The sequence below is a fragment of the Paenibacillus sp. GD4 genome, assembly GCF_030846225.1.
Classification (GTDB): Bacteria; Bacillota; Bacilli; order Paenibacillales; family NBRC-103111; genus Paenibacillus_G; species Paenibacillus_G silviterrae.
The window spans coordinates 1,450,436-1,470,096 of sequence record NZ_JAVCYK010000001.1; the positions used below are offsets into that span (position 1 = coordinate 1,450,436).

Annotated in this window: 18 protein-coding genes; 8 read left to right on the forward strand and 10 right to left on the reverse strand. The window is 56.8% G+C overall.

The window, feature by feature from the left end; genetic code table 11:
* The first annotated feature begins 188 nt into the window (after nucleotides 1–188).
* From RAC89_RS06910 to RAC89_RS06920, 4 genes are all read left to right on the forward strand, one after another.
* The gene (locus tag RAC89_RS06910; RefSeq protein ID WP_284641421.1) at nucleotides 189–557 is read left to right on the forward strand and encodes a phage holin family protein; all 369 of its coding nucleotides are present in this window, start codon (nucleotides 189–191) and stop codon (nucleotides 555–557) included.
* A 309-nt stretch (nucleotides 558–866) separates the two neighbouring features.
* Nucleotides 867–983 carry a hypothetical protein gene (locus tag RAC89_RS31640; RefSeq protein ID WP_373429897.1) on the forward strand — a complete coding sequence of 39 codons (117 nt, stop codon included), beginning with the start codon at nucleotides 867–869 and terminating at the stop codon, nucleotides 981–983.
* A gap of 58 nt (nucleotides 984–1,041) precedes the next feature.
* Nucleotides 1,042–1,425 carry a cupredoxin domain-containing protein gene (locus RAC89_RS06915; RefSeq protein WP_306612630.1) on the forward strand — a complete coding sequence of 128 codons (384 nt, stop codon included), beginning with the start codon at nucleotides 1,042–1,044 and terminating at the stop codon, nucleotides 1,423–1,425.
* A 168-nt stretch (nucleotides 1,426–1,593) separates the two neighbouring features.
* Nucleotides 1,594–2,283: an SDR family NAD(P)-dependent oxidoreductase gene (locus RAC89_RS06920; protein ID WP_306612631.1), complete on the forward strand. Its 690-nt coding sequence runs from the start codon at nucleotides 1,594–1,596 to the stop codon at nucleotides 2,281–2,283.
* On the opposite strand, the gene RAC89_RS06925 is transcribed toward RAC89_RS06920, so the two are convergent.
* From RAC89_RS06925 to pheS, 5 genes are all read right to left on the reverse strand, one after another.
* Complete coding sequence (locus RAC89_RS06925) at nucleotides 2,280–2,612, reverse strand: L,D-transpeptidase (protein ID WP_306612632.1); 333 nt, start codon at nucleotides 2,610–2,612, stop codon at nucleotides 2,280–2,282. The two genes, RAC89_RS06920 and RAC89_RS06925, sit on opposite strands and share 4 nt — an antisense overlap.
* A 510-nt stretch (nucleotides 2,613–3,122) precedes the next feature.
* Nucleotides 3,123–3,683, reverse strand: coding sequence for a CvpA family protein (locus RAC89_RS06930; protein WP_284641429.1), 561 nt, complete (start codon nucleotides 3,681–3,683; stop codon nucleotides 3,123–3,125).
* 6 nt (nucleotides 3,684–3,689) lie between these two features.
* Nucleotides 3,690–6,284 carry a cell division protein ZapA gene (gene zapA, locus RAC89_RS06935; RefSeq protein ID WP_306612634.1) on the reverse strand — a complete coding sequence of 865 codons (2,595 nt, stop codon included), beginning with the start codon at nucleotides 6,282–6,284 and terminating at the stop codon, nucleotides 3,690–3,692.
* 143 nt (nucleotides 6,285–6,427) lie between these two features.
* A complete protein-coding gene (gene pheT, locus RAC89_RS06940) occupies nucleotides 6,428–8,860 on the reverse strand; it encodes a phenylalanine--tRNA ligase subunit beta (protein ID WP_306612635.1) in 2,433 nt (810 codons plus the stop codon).
* 22 nt (nucleotides 8,861–8,882) lie between these two features.
* Entirely contained in the window at nucleotides 8,883–9,917 is a 1,035-nt protein-coding gene (gene pheS, locus RAC89_RS06945) for a phenylalanine--tRNA ligase subunit alpha (RefSeq protein ID WP_306612637.1), read from the reverse strand.
* 513 nt (nucleotides 9,918–10,430) lie between these two features.
* Between pheS and RAC89_RS06950 the strand changes: the two genes are divergently transcribed.
* A complete protein-coding gene (locus RAC89_RS06950; RefSeq protein ID WP_306612638.1) occupies nucleotides 10,431–10,601 on the forward strand; it encodes a hypothetical protein in 171 nt (56 codons plus the stop codon).
* Nucleotides 10,602–10,668: 67 nt separating this feature from the next.
* On the opposite strand, the gene RAC89_RS06955 is transcribed toward RAC89_RS06950, so the two are convergent.
* Complete coding sequence (locus RAC89_RS06955) at nucleotides 10,669–10,956, reverse strand: DUF3817 domain-containing protein (protein WP_306612640.1); 288 nt, start codon at nucleotides 10,954–10,956, stop codon at nucleotides 10,669–10,671.
* Between the two features lie 261 nt (nucleotides 10,957–11,217).
* On the opposite strand from RAC89_RS06955, the gene RAC89_RS06960 reads away from it, so the two are divergent.
* Both RAC89_RS06960 and RAC89_RS06965 read left to right on the forward strand, forming a co-directional pair.
* Nucleotides 11,218–11,562, forward strand: a complete 345-nt coding sequence (locus RAC89_RS06960) for a hypothetical protein (protein ID WP_306612642.1) — start codon at nucleotides 11,218–11,220, stop codon at nucleotides 11,560–11,562.
* Between the two features lie 121 nt (nucleotides 11,563–11,683).
* Complete coding sequence (locus RAC89_RS06965) at nucleotides 11,684–12,727, forward strand: chymotrypsin family serine protease (protein WP_306612644.1); 1,044 nt, start codon at nucleotides 11,684–11,686, stop codon at nucleotides 12,725–12,727.
* A 79-nt stretch (nucleotides 12,728–12,806) separates the two neighbouring features.
* Here RAC89_RS06965 and RAC89_RS06970 read toward each other — a convergent pair whose 3' ends face one another.
* The 4 genes from RAC89_RS06970 to RAC89_RS06985 all read right to left on the reverse strand — a co-directional run bounded on the left by RAC89_RS06970 (nucleotide 12,807) and on the right by RAC89_RS06985 (nucleotide 16,070).
* Entirely contained in the window at nucleotides 12,807–13,037 is a 231-nt protein-coding gene (locus RAC89_RS06970) for a hypothetical protein (protein ID WP_306612646.1), read from the reverse strand.
* A 728-nt stretch (nucleotides 13,038–13,765) separates the two neighbouring features.
* Nucleotides 13,766–13,957 carry a hypothetical protein gene (locus RAC89_RS06975; protein WP_284641450.1) on the reverse strand — a complete coding sequence of 64 codons (192 nt, stop codon included), beginning with the start codon at nucleotides 13,955–13,957 and terminating at the stop codon, nucleotides 13,766–13,768.
* Entirely contained in the window at nucleotides 13,954–14,934 is a 981-nt protein-coding gene (locus tag RAC89_RS06980; protein WP_306612648.1) for a TIR domain-containing protein, read from the reverse strand. The genes RAC89_RS06975 and RAC89_RS06980 overlap by 4 nt, the downstream gene beginning before the upstream one ends.
* Nucleotides 14,935–15,029: 95 nt before the next feature.
* Nucleotides 15,030–16,070 carry an LLM class flavin-dependent oxidoreductase gene (locus RAC89_RS06985; protein ID WP_306612650.1) on the reverse strand — a complete coding sequence of 347 codons (1,041 nt, stop codon included), beginning with the start codon at nucleotides 16,068–16,070 and terminating at the stop codon, nucleotides 15,030–15,032.
* A 224-nt stretch (nucleotides 16,071–16,294) separates the two neighbouring features.
* On the opposite strand from RAC89_RS06985, the gene RAC89_RS06990 reads away from it, so the two are divergent.
* A complete protein-coding gene (locus RAC89_RS06990; protein ID WP_306612653.1) occupies nucleotides 16,295–19,534 on the forward strand; it encodes a DEAD/DEAH box helicase in 3,240 nt (1,079 codons plus the stop codon).
* Nucleotides 19,535–19,661: the final 127 nt, after the last annotated feature.

Sequence of the window (19,661 nt, forward strand, 5' to 3'; positions counted from 1 at the left end):
CTTATCCTTATATTATATCCCAAAAGGAGGTCCTTTCGCTAATACCCTCCGATTCAAGGGATACATAAAACAAGGCAGGAAGTGACATCCTAAGCTGTGCACCCCTGGTAGCAGAATCAGCGCACGGCCGAACGCAAGAACCAGGAGAATCACTAACTTTCCCAAGACAAGAAGGAGGAAAACGCCGGATGCATTTGCTTGGACATATCGTCAGGTTTATCGTATCTGCTTTGATCCTTATGGTTGTGGATTGGGTCGTCCCGGGCTTTACCGTCGGCGGCTTCTGGAGTGCCCTGTTCTTAGCATTGGTGATCGCGATTGCAGCATGGATCATTGAAGGTGTTTTTGGCAGAAAAATCACCCCATTCGGCCGGGGGATCGTAGGCTTTCTCGTTAGTGCGCTGGTCATCTGGTTGTCGCAGTTTATTGTCAGCGGCGTGTCTTCCAGCTTCATCGGTGCCATTTTGGCTGCCCTCGTCATCGGGATCATCGACTTGTTCATCCCGGTCAAGACTCCGTTCGAACACGGAATCACCGGCCGTGAGAACAATAAGTAACCATGGCGGCATATACGGCAGGCCAAGGAGATCAGTAATGCGAAGCGATTCGCGTTGCTGATCTTTTTTTCTGAGATAGGGTAATAAGGTACAAACTTTAAGAAAATTCTAAGAAAAAACATGATATTTTTTCACAATTGGGCGCTATAATGAACTCAACCTAACGATGAAAACAATGTTCATTATAGAGAGGATGCATGGTCCGTGAGAAGCACTAGGAAGATTGACTACCGTCTGGTCTGGGTTGCCGCTGTGCTGTATGCCGTATTGACGCTGATGGTCAAGGCAGGAAGCGTTTCATCATAGAGATTGAACGAAGGAACGGCCAAGTGTGACGTATTTCACAGGAGAGGCTCGGAAATTCACGATTTTTTCACCTTGCTGTCACGGTCCCGTCACTGCAATTCCGGGAGCGCTGCGCTATAGTTAGGATTGTAAGAAGAACAAGAACCTAACTGGTGTGGATAGACGGAGGGGAAGTCATATGAAAAAATTGATCGTATTGGCCATCTCAACTAGCTTGATGCTCGGACTCGCCGCTTGCGGACAGAAGGAAGCAGCTCCTGCAGCTTCCAGCAACGCAGCCGGTGCCGCTGGGGCAGCAGCCCAAGAGGTGAAGCTTGTGGCGTCAAACTTTAAGTTTGATCAAGCGGAATATAAAGTAAAAAAGGGCTCCGACGTGAAGGTTACGCTGGAAAACAAAGAAGGTATTCACGGGGTGGAAATCAAGGGCTTGAACGTCAAGCTGCAAGGGCAAACCATGTCCGGCACCTTCAAGGCGGATAAAGCGGGCACCTACGATATCATTTGTAACGTTCCTTGCGGAACAGGCCACATCACCATGAAATCCAAATTGATTGTCGAGTAATATGGTATAAAGAAGTTTACCGCTTCGCTGACAGCTGCGGCTGTCGGCGAGGCTTTTTGCCGTTTATTAAAAGAATTTCTTATGTAGTCCATCAGATTTCGTAATTTCCCCGGGCCGGCATTTCTTGGTAAGATGGAGCAAATGTTAACAACAAAGGGGTTATGCAGGATGGGGAACGGGACACTTCAGGGAAAAACGGCGATCGTCACCGGTGCGGGAACGGGACTCGGACGGGCGGCGGCATTAGCTTTCGCTGCGGAGGGTGCGAATGTCGTGCTTGCCGGGCGTAGAAAAGGCAAAGTGGACGTCGTTGCTACGGAAATTACGGCTGCCGGCGGAAGGGCACTGGCGATCCAGGCGGATATCAGCTCGGAGGCCGACGTCCGGCGCTTGGTGGCATCGGCGGTCGAAGCCTTCGGACAGATCGATATTTTAGTGAACAATGCAGCGGTCTTCGAGCCGGGCGCTGTCGCGGAAACGAGCCTGGCGGAATGGAATCTTCAAATCGGCATCAACTTGACAGGAGCTTTTCTGACAACGAGAGAGGTGCTGCCGCACATGAGAGCCCGGAAGTACGGTCGCATCATCAACATAACCTCCGGCCTCGCAAGCAATGGCGCCGGCGGCTATGCCGCTTACAGCGCCAGCAAGGCCGGTCTCGAATCCCTTACCCGCACGACGGCGGAAGAGGAGTCCGAGCATGGCGTATTGGCTAACCTCTTCAACCCGGGCACGGTCAAATCGGAAATGCATGCCACCGGTCAAGATCCGGCAGAGGTCGCACCCGCACTCATTCGATTGGCCGCTCTGCCGGAGCACGGGATGTCCGGTCAGCTAATTGCCGCAACCGGCAATTAGTTTCGGATCGTTACCCGTGTGCCGATCGGTACGATGGCAGCTAAGGCTCTTACATCCTCATTGTGCATGCGGACACAGCCGTGGGAGGACATTTTGCCGATCGAGGACGGGTTGTTCGTTCCGTGAATGCCATAGTGCGGATGCGACATTCCCATCCAGAAGTCGCCGAAGGGGCCGCCGGGATTCGGTGCCTTGTTTATAATGGTAAACTCCCCTACGGGAGTTTTGTTATCCGGCATGCCGATGCCCACCTTGAAGCTTCGGATGACGCGGTTGTTTTGTAGCAAATGCAGCTTGAAATCGGAAATATCGATGATAATGCGGTACATGGGTAAAGCCCTCCTTGGCAAGGTCGTTGTTCTAACCTATTCAAAGGGGATGGCAGCGGATACTAAAAAGGCTAGACGTCACTGGGGAAATGTGATGTCTAGCCTTTTCTATTTGAGCTGTGAGCGATTCCGGGTCGCGGATGCGCGGGGGGTCGAGGGCGATTTTATCGCACTTTTGCGATTGCACGGGGCGAAAGTGTGCGGTACGGCTCCTGCAATGGCGGATATGCGATTATTCCATCGGGTTCGGTGATGCGCAGGGGTCCGAGGGGGATTTTATCGCACTTTTGCGATTGCACGGGGTTAGAGTGTGCGGTACGGCTCCTGCAATGGCGGATATGCGATTATTCCATCGGGGTCGGTGATGCGCAGGGGTCCGAGGGGGACTTTATCGCACTTTTGCGATTGCACGGGGTGAAACTGGGATGGTCGGCGCGGCCAAGGGCAGATATGCGATTATACGTGCTAAGCCACACCGTAGGGTCCTTCCTATAACTGCCCCCGCTATCTTCACACTTTCGTTTTGCCGTCGCTCCGTTTCTCCCAAAGCTCCTGCAGCTTATTCGAAATCAAGGGCGTGTGTTCGAGAATATACGGTGCCGCCGTAGATTCCTTTAATAGCCGCTGCGCTGTGTCATTTGGCACCACCGTCATGACTTGCACGGCAATAATCACGATCAATGCCGCCTCCACCAGCCCCAGCAGCGCTCCGCTCCACTTATTCAGCTGCTTCAGTCCCGGAGCGGCTGCCAGCAAATCAAGAAACCGCCCGGCCACACTAAGCGCCAGCTTCACGCCGAACAAGAGCAGAGCAAAGGCCAGGGCATTGTACACATAGGTTTCCAGGTGTAGGTTCTTCGCCAAAAACTCGTACTTTTTATAGGTCTCACTCTCCGAAAGCCCAAGAAGCTCCTTCAGCACCGGCGCCAGTTCATCATAAAACATGAATGCCGCCACATAGCCGAGAAAGAGGCCGAGAAAAGAGACCAGCTGTGCAACCAAGCCGCGTGAAAAACCAAGGGCAACGCCCGCCGCCACGAGAACCGCAGCGGCCCAATCCAGTCCGTTCATCGGTCGTTATTCCTTCTCTACGAGCTCAATCCACTCGTTATATTCGATCTGCAGCTTCTCATACTCGGACTTCAGCGAGCTTAGCTCACGGTAGACCTCCTCCGCTCGCTCCTGCTGCTGCGAGTATTCCAGCTGCAGCGCTTTATGCTGCTGCGCCTGCGCTTCGAGCTGCTCCTGCAGCTCGTTGTACAGCTCGACCTGCAGCGCCAGCTCGTCCTGCTGCTCGCGGAACTGCTGCTGCAGCGCCTCCAGCGAGCCGCTCTGCGCGGCCAGCTCCGCCATGCGCGCTTCCTGCGCCGCGAGGCGCCGCTCCAGCTCGCTGCGCTCCGCCTCGGCGCTGCCGCTGCGCTGCTCGAGCGCCGCGCACTGCTGCTGCAGCGCGCTCGCCGCCTCCTGCGCTGCGCCGAGCTGCTCGCGCAGCGCGGCCAGCTCGGCCTCGCGCTCGGCTACGCGGCGCTCCAGCGCAGCGTGCTGCTGCTCCGCCGCCGCCAGCGCCTCGCTGCCGCGGGCTTGCTCGCCGCGCAGCTGCCGCTCGAGCTCGTCGTGCTGCCCCTGCAGCTCGTCGTAGAGCTCCTGCTGCAAATCGAGCTCCTCCTGCTGCGCCGTCAACCGCAGGCGCAGCTCGTCCGCCTGTCCCGCCTGCTCCTCACTGCGGCGCTGCCACTGGCTCAGCTGCTCCTGCAGCTGCAGGTTGTACGCCTGCTGCTGCGCCAGCTGCTGATCGAGCTGCTGCTGACGCTGCTCGCGCTCGCTCAGCAGCAGCTCCAGCTCCGCCATGCGGGCCGCCTGATCCTCGGCTGCACGGAAATGCTCTGCCTCCAGCGCAGCCACTGCCACCTCGTGAGCGCGCGCCTGCTCCTCGCGCCGAGCCGCCGCTTCCTCGGCCGCAGCCTGCAGCCGCCGCTCCAGCTCGCTTACCTGCGCCGCCTGCTCCTCCGCTGCGCGAACGTGCTCCGCCTCCAGCGCTGCCAGCGCCGCCTCGTGAGCGCGCGCCTGCTCCTCGCGCCGAGCCGCCGCTTCCTCGGCCGCAGCCCGCAGCCGCCGCTCCAGTTCGCTTACCTGCGCAGCCTGCTCCTCAGCTGCACGGCGGTGCTCCGCCTCCAGCGCAGCCACTGCCGCCTCGTTTGCGCGCGCCTGCTCTTCGCGCCGAGCCGCCGCTTCCTCGGCTGCAGTCTGCAGCTGCCGCTCCAGCTCGCTCACCTGCGCCGCCTGCTCGGCCGACGTACGCCCGCTCAGCTCCTGCAGCTGCTGCAGCTCCGCCTCAAGCTCGCCGTACAGCTGCTGCTGCAGGCTGAGCTCCTCCGCGAGCCCGGCGGTCTCCCGCGCCTGCGCCTCCGCACGCGCAGCCGCTTCCGCGCCGTCCCGCTCGAGCGTCTCGCAGCGCTCCGCCAGCACGCGGCTGCGCTCGGCCTGCTCACCAAGCTGCACCTGCAGCTGCCGCTTCTGCTCGAGCTGCTCCGCCAGCTGCTCGGCATGCGCCTGCTCGAGCTCGCTCAGCCGCCTTTGCAGCTCGGCGCCGCGCGCCGTTTCCGCTTCCAGCGCCTCGCGGCTGCGTGCCTCCGCCGCGGACAGCTGCTCAGCGAATACGACCTCGCGCGCCTCGGCCTGCGTACGAAGCTCCGCGACAAGCTCGACCTGCGCGTTCAGCTCCAGCTGCTGCAAGCCAAACTGCTCCTGCAGCTGGTCATACTGCTCGCTCAGCTCCAAGTAGGCCTGCTCCCGCTCCTCCAGCTGTGCGGTAATCGCCGCTACTCTGCTCTCCGCCGAAGCTAACTGCCCGGCAAGCTCGGAGCCCTTCTGCTCGGAAGCCGTAAGGCGTCCGGCGGTATCCTGGCCGCGTTTCTCCGCCGCAGCCAGCTGCTGCTCCCGCTCTGCAAGGCGCTTCCGTACGCCGTCCAGCTCCCCGGTTAGCTCGGCCAACCGGCGCTCCTGCTGTCCTTTGGCCGTCACCAATGCCTCGATGCGTCCCTGCAGCTCCAGCGCCTCCGCTGCTTGCGTATTCAAGCGCTCCTCCAAAGCAGCACGCTCGTCAGCCGCTTGCTCCAGCGCCAGCCTGTGCTCATCCGCCGCCTGCTGCAAAGCCTCCGTCCCTTGGGCTAGCTCCTGCTCAAGTACAGCGATTCGCTCCCGGTCCGCCGTCTGCCCCGCTTCCAGCTCGCGGATTCGTCCGGCCTGACGCTCCATCTGCTGCGCCAAATCGGATGCCTCTGCGGTTGCCCCTTCATACGCTACGCGTACGTCGGCCAGCTCCCCTTCCGCTACGCCGTAAAGCTCCTGCGCCGAAGCAAGCTCCTGCTGCAGAGCGCCGTAACGATCATTGAGCCGGGCAAGCTCCTCACGCGCTTGCTCCAGCTGACGCTGCCGGCCGATCGAAGCCTCAAGCTCGGTCCGCATCTGCGTCCATTCGTCGGCCATATTGACCGCCGCCAATACGGCCAGCTTCGGCAAATCAAGCCGCGGATTCGCCTCGGCTATCCGATGCATTTCATCATTTACTAAGTTTGCAACGTTTTTTATATAGGAAGGGCTGGAATTGGATACCAGCTTGTACTGGGTGCCATAAATGTCGACGGTCATCCGGATTTTGTCTTCACCGTTCACTGTGGATGCTCCCCTTTCATAACTCGACGGGGCAAAAAACATAAAAGAGTTCCCCGCATCTAACATAATTCGATACGGGGAACCCTTTTTCCTTCTACAATTTGTAGACTTCTGTCAATTTGCAGGACGTGCCCATGCCGACTTTATTTCCGAAGCTCGGCCCCGAAGCCGTCCTCAAGTGCCGCTACCACTTTCGCATGCAGCTCGCTGACTTCTTCATCCGTCAGCGTACGCTCCAAGGTCCGGTATACGAAGGAGATCGCTACGCTTTTCTTGTCAGCGCCGAGACGCTCGCCTGTGTAAATATCAAACACTTGAATGGATTCGAGCAGACTGCCTGCCACCTCGCGCGCTTTGCCGATCAGCTCGCCCACCGCAACGCTCTTGTCTACAACCACAGCCATATCGCGGCCGATGGCCGGATAACGTGGCAGCGGAGTATACGTAAGCTTCTCGTCGGCCAGCTCGGCGAGCACATCCAGCTCCAGCTCGAATACGTACGTATCGGCAAGATCCTTCTTTTGCTGCAGGGCCGGGTGCAGCTGTCCGATGACACCGATCACCTTGCCGTCTGCAACAATATGGGCCGTACGGCCCGGATGGAAGCCCTCCGGCTGAGCTGCGGTGAAGCTGACACCCTTCACGCCGAGGTAAGCCAGCACGTTCTCCAGTACACCCTTGAGATCGTAGAAGTCCACATCACCCGGCTTGCCCGTCCAGTGAAGCTCGCTCCGTTTGCCCGTCAACAGGGCAGACAAAAGCAATCTTTCCTCCGGCTGCTTGGTAAGCTGCTTCTCCTGAGTAACAAACACCCTGCCAATTTCGAACAATGCGACATCGTTCTGGTTCCGGTTCCGGTTGTACAGCGCCGCATCGAGCAGGTGAGGAACCAAGCTGGTACGAAGGGTGCTGCGCTCCTCGCTCATCGGCATGGACAGCGATACCGGTTCGACCTCGCGGTAAAGGCCGGAATATTCTGCAATTTGATCCGGATGGGTGAAAGAATACGTAATGGCTTCGTGCAATCCGCTTCCGGTCATTAGCGTCCGTACGATACGGCGGATGCGTTGCTGCTTCGTCAAGGAGCCCGGCGTCGTAACTACGTTCATCAACGTCGTCGGAATATTGTCATACCCGTGCAGGCGAGCCACTTCCTCAATCAGATCGACGGTCCGGGTAATATCTCCCCGACGGCTCGGCACGTGCACCAGCAAGCCGTCCCCTTCCAATGGCTCGACAACAAAGGCCAATCGGTCGAAAATTCCTTTGATCTCCTCTACCGAAAGCGAAGTACCCAAATATCCGTTAATCCGGCCGGCCGTGATCTCGAGCTGAACCGGCTTATGCTCCTTCGTTACCGCTTCGACGATTCCGTCAGCGACAACGCCTCCGCCCAATTCAGCGATCAAAGCAGCCGCACGGTTCAAGGCAGGAATGACCGCCTCGGGATTCACTTCCTTCTCGAAGCGCAGAGAAGCTTCTGAGCGCAAGCCCAGCTGACGCGATGTTTTGCGAACGGAGCCGCCGTCGAATTTCGCCGATTCCAGCAGGATACGGGTCGTGCCGTCCGTTACCTCCGAATTCAAGCCGCCCATAACGCCTGCGATCGCTACCGGCTTCTCGCCGTCTGTAATGAGCAGCATCGAAGGGTCCAAAGCGCGTTCTACATTATCGAGCGTGACCAGCTTTTCTCCTTCCCGGGCCGAGCGCACGTCGATATGTCCGTTCGCCAGCTGATCGGCGTCGAAGGCATGGAGCGGCTGACCATACTCGAGCATGACGTAGTTCGTAATGTCTACGATATTGTTAATAGGACGAATGCCGGCAGCCATCAAACGGTTTTGCAGCCAGAGAGGAGACACGCCTACCTTTACGCCTTCAATGAGTCGGGCAGCATAATGCGAGCACAAGTCCTTTGCCGTAATTTCTACCGAAATTTTATCCGCCGCACGGCCCGCGCCGTCCGTTCCGCCAAGGCTCGGCTCCGGCAGCTTCACTCCGCGCCCGATGATCGCTCCGATCTCGTAGGCAGCGCCCAGCATGCTGAGCGCGTCCGAACGGTTCGGCGTCAGATCCAGATCCAGCACTTCATCGCTAATCGCCAGCACGTCGAGAATGCTGAGCCCGATCTCCGTACCCTCCGGCAGCACCAGGATGCCCTCTTGAATCTCCTTCGGCAGCAGCTTGTCATTAAGACCCAGCTCCTTCGCCGAGCAGATCATGCCCATCGATTCAACGCCGCGCAGCTTCGCCCGTTTGATGACAAGCCCGTCAGGCAGCTTCGCTCCGACCAAAGCTACCGGCACCTTTTGGCCTGCGGCCACATTTTTCGCACCGCATACGATTTGGAGATCTTCCCCTGTTCCCGCATCGACAATACATACGTTCAGCTTGTCGGCATCCGGGTGCTTCTCCTTGGATTTCACATAGCCCACTACGACGCCCGTAACCCCTTTATTCCGGTTTTCGACGCCGTCAACCTCAATCCCGCTGCGTGTCAGCTTCTCCGCCAGCTCACTTGCCGTATATCCGTTAACGTCCACATATTGAGACAACCATTGGTATGATACCTTCATGCTTTGCTCACGCTCCCTCTTCTCACAAATGCACGAACTGCTTCAAGAAGCGCAGATCGTTCGTATAGAAATGTCGAATGTCTTCGATATCGTACTTCAGCATCGCAATGCGCTCAACGCCAAGACCGAACGCGAAGCCGCTGTATTCCTCCGGATCGTAGCCGGCCATCTCCAGCACCCGCGGGTGCACCATACCGGAGCCCAGAATCTCAAGCCATCCGGAATGCTTGCATACCCGGCAGCCGGATCCGCCGCACATCGCGCAGGTAACATCCACCTCGGCACTCGGCTCCGTGAACGGGAAGAAGCTCGGACGCATGCGGATTTGCGTGTTCGGACCGAACAGCTCCTGCATGAACTGCAGCAGGGTTCCCTTCAGGTCGCTCATACGGATGCCGCGGTCGATCACAAGCCCTTCGATTTGCGTAAACACGTGAGAATGCGTCGCATCGTCATCATCCCGGCGATATACGCGGCCAGGGCAGATGATTTTGACCGGAGCGTGCCCCTTCATATTCTCCATCGTGCGTACCTGCACCGGCGAGGTGTGCGTGCGCATCAGAATTTCCTCCGTAATATAGAAGGAATCCTGCATATCGCGCGCCGGATGGTTCTTCGGCAGGTTCAACGCTTCAAAGTTATAGTAATCCTGCTCTACCTCGGGTCCTTCCGCCACCGTATATCCCATGCCGACGAAAATGTCCTCGATCTCCTGAATGATCTTGCTGAGCGGGTGTACTGCGCCTTGCGCCGCAGGACGGCCCGGCAGCGTCACATCAATCGTCTCCGCCTGCAAACGCCCTTGCGTTTCCGCTTCGCTGAACGCGGCCTGCTTCGCTTCGATCACTTCCTCAATCGCTCCGCGCACATCGTTCGCTACTTGACCGATGACCGGACGCTCCTCCGCGCTGAGCGCGCCCATGCCCCGCAGAATCTCGGTGAGCGGCCCCTTTTTACCCAAGTACTTAACTCTGAGATCGTTCAGCTGCTGCTGGTTTTCTACCTGCGAAAGCTCCTGCAGCGCCGTTTCCTGAAGTGCTAACAGCTTCTCTTTCATGGCTCCTCTGCTCCTTTGGTTTACGATTATACGAACGCAAAAAAGGCCCTTCCATCCCGGATAAGGGACGAAAAAGCCGTGGTACCACCCTTGTTAGAAGCGCTTGTGCAGTCAAATATGCTGCTTGCATCTTCTCACTCATTGCTGTAACGGTCCGTGACGCTTGCTTGCGGCGCGGCCGGTTCCCCCTACTTGCCAGAGCCTTCATCGGGCCCGGTTTCAAAGGACTGCTCAGGAGCGAACTTCGGCAGCCTGTATTCTACGGATTCGCTCTCAATCTCCGGCGATTCCTCCCTGTGTAGAAGCACTGCGTACTTTTCTCCGTCGTTGCATTTTGCTGTTATTCGAATTTATCAAGTATTATATGCAAAAGCTTCCTCAGATGCAAGCCCATCCTTTCAAGTAGGTCTGTCGTACGATTTTCGGAAGCCGTCGTTTATTCGACACCCATTGTCTGACGGATGCTTTACAATGATTTTGATACATAATGTATCTACTAAGGAGGTGCTCTTTATGTACCAACGAAAGCTCTATGACTCTCCTAAGGTGCTCCGTCATGAACCGCTTCAGTTCGAAACGACGATTAGCGGCGGTTGGCACCAGCATCCGCTTCCCCAAATTCCTTATGAGGATCTGGAGGATTGGTGGAGGAAGTTCTGGGATTGGTGGAAGAAGCATCACTAGCTTTACGGATGAACGTCATCAATCCCTTCTGTGCGGGGCAGCCTGCGAAGAAGGGATTGATGCGTTATTAACGGGCCTGCAGCTTTTTATCCAGTATAAAGGTGCCGAAGGGAATAAATGCCGAGATGAAGGCTCCGAGCACGAGCAAAAGCGAGAACCGCTTCACAATAGCCGCATGCAGCAAAGCCGCCAGAAACAGCGTAAACAGCAATCCATGCAGCGCACCGACCACGCTGACCGCTTGAGGGAAGTCCGCCCAATACTTAAGAGGCATCGCTATAAATAAGAGCAATAAATAAGAGATTCCCTCGACATTGCCGATCCACCGCAGCCGGCCTATCGCCGTTTTCCACATGATGTCACCTCCCCCTTTTGAAAAAATGCCTGTTTCTTCCTCCATTATACGTAGAACGCATCGCTTCCCCAAGCTCCGGCAGAGTTGTTCATAAACTTGTCGCATTTCCCCTGCCCACGTGTTCGCAGCAAATTTGGATGATTGAACCGCTGTATCCGCCCGTTCCTTCCTTACTCCGCATGCATTTACTATAGCAAGTCTAGTGAAGGCTGCACAGCCTGTCCTAGTCTTCATTTATATATACCGAAGGAGTGATAAGCTATGCGCCCTCCCAAAAGAAGCACGTCCGGTGCTGTCTCCAGGCTGAACGTGTCCAAGCATCGCAGTCTTGCCATGCCGACACAACGGCTGCGCCGGCTCACTGTCGTGTGGGTGGACCCTTCAGGCAATCCGTTTAATACCAGAGGGTTTTTCGCAACCATCAGTACCGTGGGCGGCCGTATTCTGCAAACCGCTCGTTTTGATTCTTTCGGCGTTGTAGTCTTCTCCCGGATCGTTACTCCGACTAATCGCACACTTGTCATCCGGACCTATGATGCTAACGGTGTCTTCTTTCGCCGCAGAACGATCCCTGCCGGCAATGCCGCCTTCGCCATTATCGGCTAATTTGGCCAATGCCCCTCTTCCCTTCGGAGAGGGGTTTTTCCTTTTTTCTGGGGAAATGCACTGGAATAATTCATCACAAGTAATATACTGTTCTATCCGAATGAAAAAAGGGGATAGGAACATGGCCACGTTTGCTGAGGTGTTACGCTTAAAGAAGCGTATGGCAAAGCAGCTGTTGAAGCAATCCGGGGTGTATGGTGTAGGGGTAGGCTATAAAAATCCGAACAAGCCGAAGGAGGGCGCCTGTCTTGTCGTTTATTCCTCCGGCCGTGCCGCCGCTAGGCTGGGGAAGCAGCCTCGGAGCACTCAGGCAGGGGGAGGTAAAGAGATTCCGATGCGTTTCGTCCGTACGCCCAAGTTTCGTTTGCGCGCATCCGCCTCAGCTGCACAATACACGCGCCGCATCCGGCCAGTCAGGGCCGGCTACAGCATCGGCACCTCGAGCGGCTCCGGCACCGCCGGGCTCATCGTCAGGCGCGTCGGGTCGAGCCGTCTCTACGCGCTGAGCAACAATCATGTGCTGAATCTGAATAACAGCACCGGGTACACCGCCACGTACCAGCCCGGCGGCGCTGACTCGCCCTCCAGCCGCGACCGCATCGGCAGACTGGACCGGTTCGTCCAGCTTCGCCGCAGCGGGAATCTGATTGACGGAGCGATATCCGTACCACTGCGAAGCAGTCTTCTCACCCCGCAGTATGCGAGGGTCGGCATCGTTCCCGGACACGTAACGGCCTACCGCATCGGAGAACGCCTGAAGAAGGTCGGGCGCACCTCGGGTTACGTTAACGGATGGGTGGAGTCCGTCAACACCGATGTGCGTGTCGACTACGGCGATTTCGGAGGCCTTGGCACAGTCCAGTTCGACAATGTCACGGTGATTCGCGGAAACAATCCCGTATCTCAACCGGGAGACTCCGGCTCGGTATGGCTCCGGAGGAGTGACAACTATGCAGCCGCCATTAACTTTGCCGGGACCTCGGATGGCCGCACCTCCATCGCTTACCCCGTTGAATGGTTCATGCAGGCGTTTCGCATGCGGGTTGCCCGTCCGGGCGGGGTAGGCCAAGTCAAGCGAGTCAATGGCCGGGGGAGCCAATATACCCGTCCGCTCACACTCCGGCAGCTGCGTAGGATTAGCGTTCTGCAAGCAAGGAGCAGATAACCGGACAGCGAAAAAAGACCGTTCCATCGGCTTTTGCTTTTCCCAAGCCGGTGGAACGGTCTTTTTTACAATTGCAGCCTTAATCTCCGCCACCCCCGCCGCCGTCCCCGCCTCCTCCGCAGCTGCTGTCGCTGCCGGCCGAGCCTGTATCGCAGCTGCCGGAGCTCCAGCCACTCGTATCCCCTGAAGAAACATAACTGTCGCTGGAGCTGCTGCGTCTGCGTTTTTTGCGAGAAGCCGGAGCGGACAGCGAAGTGATGACGGCAGACAGGACGATGTACCCAACCATTCCCCAGAAGAACCATACCATTGTTATCGCCTCCCATATTCTGTATCTGATTTTAGTGTAACAGCTGAATGTTAAGCTTACGTAAACAATTGTCAGAATATTTGTAAAATTTATAGAGGTGTGTCCGGAACTTGCTGGAAAAGCGTTCTGTATGAGCAGCGACCCGAAACGGTAAAAGTCCATCGTAGCAAGCGTTCCGCTTACCCGCTAGCGTAGGTACCATGAAGCGAAGTCCTCGCTCCCCAGTAATCGCACATTTGCCATTGCGCCCGCGAATCTGGCCCCTCAAAGCTCATGCAATCGCACATTTGCGATTAATCAAGCCCTTGAGCGCGGAAAACCAGCCCTCGCTCACCTCTAATCGCACATTTGCGATTAATCAAGTCCCTGATCGCGGAATACCAGACCCCGCTCACCTCTAATCGCATATTTGCCACTGCTATCGCCAATCTGGCCCCTCAAGGCTCATGTAATCGCACATTTGCGATTAACCAAGCCCTTGAGCGTGGAAAACCAGCCCCTGCCCCCCAGTAATCGCACATTTGCCACTGCTATGGCCATCTGGCCCCTCAAGGCTCATCAAATCGCACATTTGCGATTAATCTCGCCCTTGAGCGCGAAAAAACAGCCCCAGCCCCCCACTAATCGCAAATTTGAGAATCAGGGTCGATCGCAAGCCCCCCTTTTTTACAATAACGACAAAAAAACCGCAGACGAAATGTCCGCGGCTCCTTTTACCTATATATAAACTATGCGAAAGCCGGCTTACGATACTGGGCCTTCCGCTTCAATACGACGGTGTATTCCTGATCTCCGCCTTCTAACGAAGGAGCGATCACCTTATCATTCTCAAGCACCGATTCCTCACCGATTCTGGCTGCGCCTTGAACAATCAGCTTACCAAAACCATGTATGCCAATTCCAGTTCCCTTCCTGTTCATGTGGATTCGCCTCCAAACAGATAATGAATTGTGCTGAGCAAACCTTCGTTGCTATCCATCAGCTTCCCGAGCTCTGCAGCCGTAGCATGCCTGCCGGACAAATGGATCGTAATGACTAGCTCTTCACCCACAGGATAACATAGTAAATATACGTTGGCAACATGCTTTTTATACAGGACGACCTGCTGCGTGCTCGTTAAATAAGCATCCACCACGAGTACCCGCGGCTCCCCCTCCTGCTTCCCGTCGTTGACGGTAAAGGGGTAAAACTTGTTGCGTCCGATATTGCCGCCAACCTGCCTGAGACCGTCAGCCCCATCCACCTTCCAGATGGCTGCACCGGTTACCTTATGTCCCGTCTTCGACGTATCGTAAGCAATCCGGATGGCATCCGCCAGAAATTCGTACTTCCTCTCGGGCTCCCGGAGCATCTCCTTGGTAAAATCAATCAGGAAATGCATCATCGAAGCCTGCTGCGGATGCTGATAACACCGCAGGCTCTCGATCTTCTCGCTGATGGTATCGCACGCTATGCTTACAGCAGCATCATATTGTTCCGGTCGCACCTCGTATGTCAGCAGGGTCAGCCCGTGCAGATCGGAAGGGATATGAAATTCCGTCAATTCCTTCCCTTCGAAGCTTGCGCCCGAGGCCTCGGGAACGATGAAGAAGACCCTCTCTCTTCTAAGCTTCCCCCAGAAAAGTCCCATCTCAAAAACGGTGTTGTCCCTCGGAACGAGCATCCGCTTGCCTCTCATTGTGACCACATCATCCGGAGAAAAGACGAATACGCCGAAGTCACTTTGATCCAGCTGCTCCTCCAAATCCTCCATGGTGGACCGGTTCGGGCCGAATACCCCCGCATACCAAGGAGTTACTTCGGCGCAGCGCCGAAGCTCCCGATGGATGGCTGCGGCATATTTTTTCGATTCTCTGGCTGATCCGATAAAGAGCTTCGGCTTCGACTCCTGAAACACAACCTCACGACTCCCCTAAACAGCGTTAGGGTTAGTTTACCACAAATTTCCTCCGATGGCTCTAGGAAAATTGCAATACGGTCCCGCTTCCGAGCCTACCCCCGGAGCTCCGCGAATGCCTCGCTCAACAGCTCATACGATCGCAGCCGAGCCTGATGGTCATATACCTGAGCGGTCACGATCAGCTCGTCGGCCCCCGTCTCCTTGATAAAGGCAGGCAGCCTGTCCCGGACCGTCGCTTTGCTGCCGGCAATGGAATAGCTGAGCTGCTTGCGAATGATCGCCTTCTCCCTCTCGTTCCAGAGCGGCTCCATGTCGTCGACGGGAGGCTGCAGCATCCCCGTTTGGCCGCGGATGATTTTCAAGAATGCTTGCTCGTGGGAAGTTGCCAATCTTCTGGCTTCCTCGTCCGTTTCCGCCGCGATGATGTTCATGCCTACCATAACGTAAGGCTTCTCCAGCACCTCGGACGGGCGGAACGTGCTGCGGTACAATTCCAAAGCAGGCAGCAAATAATCGGGAGCAAAATGGCTCGCAAAAGCGAACGGTAGCCCCAGCTCGCCCGCCAGCTTCGCACTGAAGCCGCTGGAGCCCAGCAGCCAGATCGGCAGGTTCAACCCTTCGCCGGGGATCGCTCGTACTCCCGTAGGACGATCGTCGATCGCGCCTGGGTCAAAATAAGCCCGCAGCTCCCGGAGCAGCTCGGGGAAGTCGTCCCCGCCGGAGGTTAAGCCTCGGCGAAGCGCCTTCGTAGCCGGGAAGTCCGAGCCCGGTGCCCGGCCAAGGCCAAGATCGATGCGTCCCGGATACATCGATTCCAGCGTTCCGAACTGCTCCGCGATCATTAACGGCGCATGATTCGGCAGCATGATTCCGCCCGAGCCGACACGGATTGATTTCGTACCGCCTGCAATATACCCTATCACCAAAGACGTAGCCGAGCTGGCGATGCCCGGCATACTGTGATGCTCGGCCAGCCAATAGCGGTGGTAGCCCCACTGCTCGGCATGCTGTGCCAAATCCAGCGAATGGCGGAAAGTATCCGCTGCCGTAGTACCTTGCGGAATAGGCGCTAAATCCAGCACGGACAGCTTAATATCGGAGTAATTCAATGCTTGTGGCTCACGATCGGTCATATGGCACCATCCCTTTTTCTGTCACTGTAATAACTGTTTGTAGTATGGATCACATTCGTCTAAAATACGATGCGACTTGCTATCAGTTCGTAATGTACTAACTTTTGTATCGTAACACATTCTAACTGTAATTGAAATAGTGTCAGTTATACTCCTTTTCGCCCCGATCTGTTATCATAGAGTTATTCGAAAAGACGGAGCTGCTTACGGAAAGGAACCGAAACATGAGCTTTCCACTTACGACTGAAAAAATCAAGCTGCTTTGCGGCCGTTTTGCTTATGAAGAGGGGGAGGCGCTCTACCGTGAGGGCCAGGTGAGCCTGCTGCCCTGCGATTCCGAGCCTTGGATTCAAGAAGCGGAGGTAGCCGGTTCGCGGGAATTGTATCTGGTCGCCTTAGATCTCGACCGTGAAGGCGAGGCGTACGCGGAGTGCTCCTGCCCGGCGTATCATCCGGATGACAAGTATTGCGCCCACATAGCCGCGGTGCTCTGGAATTTGCTTGACGCCCCGCCCCCGGACCCTATCCGAAGCTCGGAAGCGGAACGTCTGTTGGCGGCAGGTATGCTGGATCTGTTCGCCCACAAGCCGCGGCGCTCCAGCGGAGCGCGACCGCTGTTCGATACCCGGGCGGTGCTTCAGGTGGAATTCATCTGCAAGCCTGTTATCTACGGAGACGGAAAAGCTTTGCTCGGGATCGAGATGAAAGCAGGTCTCAAACGGCTGTACCCGGTACAGCGAATTAGAGAATTTCTAGAAGCCGTCGGCCGGGGCACGCCTTTTCCGGTTAGCCGCGGCTTCGAATATGATCCCGGACTTCACAGCTTCTTGCCGGGGCACGATGCGGTCTTGCGCCAGCTCATCGAGATTGTTCGCAATGAGGGGCTCTACCGCAAACCGCAGGAGAGGGAAACGAAAGCCGGTACGCAGAAGCCGTCCGCAGTCGAGATTCCTCCTTACGCGTGGGAAACGATCTGCCCCTGCCTGGAGGCCGCCCCCTCTTTGAAGATAGAACAGGACGGAGAAGCTTACGAAGGCATCCGCTGGCTTGAAGAGAATCTGCCGCTGGAATTCCGCTTCACGGAAGTCCAAGGACAAGCTGAGGCCTATCAGCTGGAGGTGACCGGACTGGAGCGGCTTGTTGTGCTCGAGGAGTACAGGCTGGTGCTTTCGGGCGGGGGACTCATGAAGCTGCCGGAGGAGGAATGCCGCCGGGTTGCCGAGCTGAAGCGCATGCTGGCAGGCGCCCGACGCAGCCGGGTTCTCATCGCCGCGGAGCAGGCCGAGCCCTTTATGGAGAAGGTGGTTCCCGGGCTAATGAGGCTCGGCAGCGTGCGGATCGAGGAATCCGTGTCCGAGCGGATCGTACGCACGCCGCTGAAGGCCAGGCTGTACCTTGACCGGATGCGGGAGCGTCTGCTGGCTGCGCTTGAATTTCAGTATGGAGACATCATTATCAATCCGCTCGAGCCGACCGGCGGCATCCGGGACGGAGGGCGCATTTTGATGCGCGACGGAGAGAAGGAGCAGCGGATTCTAGAGCTGATGGAGCTCGGGAATTTCACGAAAACCGAAGCGGGCTACTTCATGGAAGAAGAGGAGTCGGAATACGACTTCCTCTACCGGATTGTCCCCATGCTGGAGAAATACGCTCAGGTGCTTGCAACAACGGCGGTCAAGCTTCGGATCCATAGCGGCCCGATCACCCCGACCTTAAAGGCGGAGGTCGATGTACGGACCGATTGGCTGGAATTTCAATTCGAGCTGGCCGGCATTCCTGAATCCGAAATTCGGAAGGTGCTGTTCTCGCTCCAAGAAAAGCGGCGCTATCACCGACTGCCCGACGGCTCACTGCTGCCCTTGGAAGGAGATGCCTTTCAGGAGGTGCTTCGGACGTTCCAAGAGCTGGGACTTGGACGAGGAGATCTCACGGCAGCGGGAATCAGGGTTCCCGCCTTCTACGGGCTGCGCCTCACGGAGCGCGACGACCGCAGCGGCGCCCTCCGCCTGGGGAAGTCGCTTCGCCGGATGCTGGAGCATATGCGCAACCCCGATCACTTGGAGTTTCCTCTTCCGGATAAGCTCGCTCCGGTGCTGAGGGATTATCAAGCGTACGGGTTTCAATGGATGAAGACACTTGCCCGCTACCGGTTCGGCGGCATCCTTGCCGATGATATGGGGCTTGGGAAGACGCTGCAGAGCATTGCATTCCTGGTTTCCGTGCAAAGCGAGATGCGGGAGCAGGGTCAGCCCGCCCTTGTGGTTTGCCCCGCCTCCCTTATGTACAACTGGCTCAGCGAGATCCGCAAATTCGCCCCGCAGCTGAAAGCCGTCGTAGCGGACGGCAGCAAGCAGGAACGCAGCGCTCTTTTCCGCGATTCCTTGGAGACGGACGTCCTTATCACCTCCTATCCCCTGCTGCGCAGGGACTTGGCTTGGTACGCCGAACAGACGTTTCACACCTTGATCTTGGATGAAGCACAAGCATTCAAAAACTACACCACCCAAACCGCCCAGGCTGTAAGGGAGATCACCGCCCGCCACCGCTTCGCTCTGACGGGAACTCCGGTCGAAAACCGGCTGGAGGAGCTTTGGTCCATCTACAACGGGGTTTTCCCTGAGCTGCTGCCGCCGCTGAAACAGTTTCAGGAGCTCTCGAGGGAATCGGTGGCAAGAAGAATCCGTCCGTTCCTGCTGCGCAGGCTAAAGTCCGACGTGCTGAAGGAGCTTCCGGACAAAATCGAGACGCTGCAGGCGTCGGAGCTGCTGCCCGAGCAGAAGAAGCTGTACGCCGCTTATCTGTCGCGGCTGCAGGAGGAAACCTTGAAGCATCTTAGCACCCAAGGCTTCGATGAAAAGAGCCGGATCCGAATACTTGCCGGTCTAACCCGGCTTCGCCAGCTCTGCTGCCATCCCGCTCTTTTCGTGCAGGACTACAAAGGAAGCTCAGCCAAATTCGAGCAGCTGCTCGAGCTCATCGACGACTGTCGCAGCGCCGGCAGGCGGGCCCTCGTCTTCTCTCAATTCACCGAAATGCTGGGCCTGATCGGACGGGAGCTGGGCTATCGCGATATACGCCATTTCTACCTGGACGGCCACACACCATCCGCGGAGCGCGTCGAGCTATGCCGCAGGTTTAATGAAGGGGAAGGCGATCTGTTCCTCATCTCGCTTAAGGCGGGAGGCACCGGCCTCAACCTGACGGGCGCAGACACCGTAATTCTCTATGATCTGTGGTGGAATCCCGCCGTGGAGGAGCAAGCGGCGGGCCGGGCGCACCGGATCGGCCAGAAGAACGTAGTTCAGGTCATCCGGCTCGTTGCTCAAGGAACGGTGGAGGAGAAAATGTACGAGCTCCAGCAGCGCAAGAAACATTTGATTGAAGAAATCGCCCTGCCGGGTCAGCAGAGGCTTTCGGCGCTCACCGAGCAAGAGGTTCGGGAAATTCTGATGCTTCATCCGTAATCAGCAAGCCTAGCCCTAACAACGATAGGGCTGGGCTTTTTTACGTGTAGGCAAGCCTCCTTAACTTTTTATTTGTAATTAACTACCTTTTCGTATATGATAACCATGTAACTGTAATTGTTTTTGT

Coding starts and splice junctions, on each gene's coding strand:
- RAC89_RS06910 (WP_284641421.1), top strand. CDS start 189: ATGCATTTGCTTGGACATATCGTCAGGTTTATCGTATCTGCTTTGATC.
- RAC89_RS06915 (WP_306612630.1), top strand. CDS start 1,042: ATGAAAAAATTGATCGTATTGGCCATCTCAACTAGCTTGATGCTCGGA.
- RAC89_RS06920 (WP_306612631.1), top strand. CDS start 1,594: ATGGGGAACGGGACACTTCAGGGAAAAACGGCGATCGTCACCGGTGCG.
- RAC89_RS06925 (WP_306612632.1), bottom strand. CDS start 2,612: ATGTACCGCATTATCATCGATATTTCCGATTTCAAGCTGCATTTGCTA.
- RAC89_RS06930 (WP_284641429.1), bottom strand. CDS start 3,683: ATGAACGGACTGGATTGGGCCGCTGCGGTTCTCGTGGCGGCGGGCGTT.
- pheT (WP_306612635.1), bottom strand. CDS start 8,860: ATGAAGGTATCATACCAATGGTTGTCTCAATATGTGGACGTTAACGGA.
- pheS (WP_306612637.1), bottom strand. CDS start 9,917: ATGAAAGAGAAGCTGTTAGCACTTCAGGAAACGGCGCTGCAGGAGCTT.
- RAC89_RS06950 (WP_306612638.1), top strand. CDS start 10,431: ATGTACCAACGAAAGCTCTATGACTCTCCTAAGGTGCTCCGTCATGAA.
- RAC89_RS06955 (WP_306612640.1), bottom strand. CDS start 10,956: ATGTGGAAAACGGCGATAGGCCGGCTGCGGTGGATCGGCAATGTCGAG.
- RAC89_RS06960 (WP_306612642.1), top strand. CDS start 11,218: ATGCGCCCTCCCAAAAGAAGCACGTCCGGTGCTGTCTCCAGGCTGAAC.
- RAC89_RS06965 (WP_306612644.1), top strand. CDS start 11,684: ATGGCCACGTTTGCTGAGGTGTTACGCTTAAAGAAGCGTATGGCAAAG.
- RAC89_RS06970 (WP_306612646.1), bottom strand. CDS start 13,037: ATGGTATGGTTCTTCTGGGGAATGGTTGGGTACATCGTCCTGTCTGCC.
- RAC89_RS06975 (WP_284641450.1), bottom strand. CDS start 13,957: ATGAACAGGAAGGGAACTGGAATTGGCATACATGGTTTTGGTAAGCTG.
- RAC89_RS06985 (WP_306612650.1), bottom strand. CDS start 16,070: ATGACCGATCGTGAGCCACAAGCATTGAATTACTCCGATATTAAGCTG.
- RAC89_RS06990 (WP_306612653.1), top strand. CDS start 16,295: ATGAGCTTTCCACTTACGACTGAAAAAATCAAGCTGCTTTGCGGCCGT.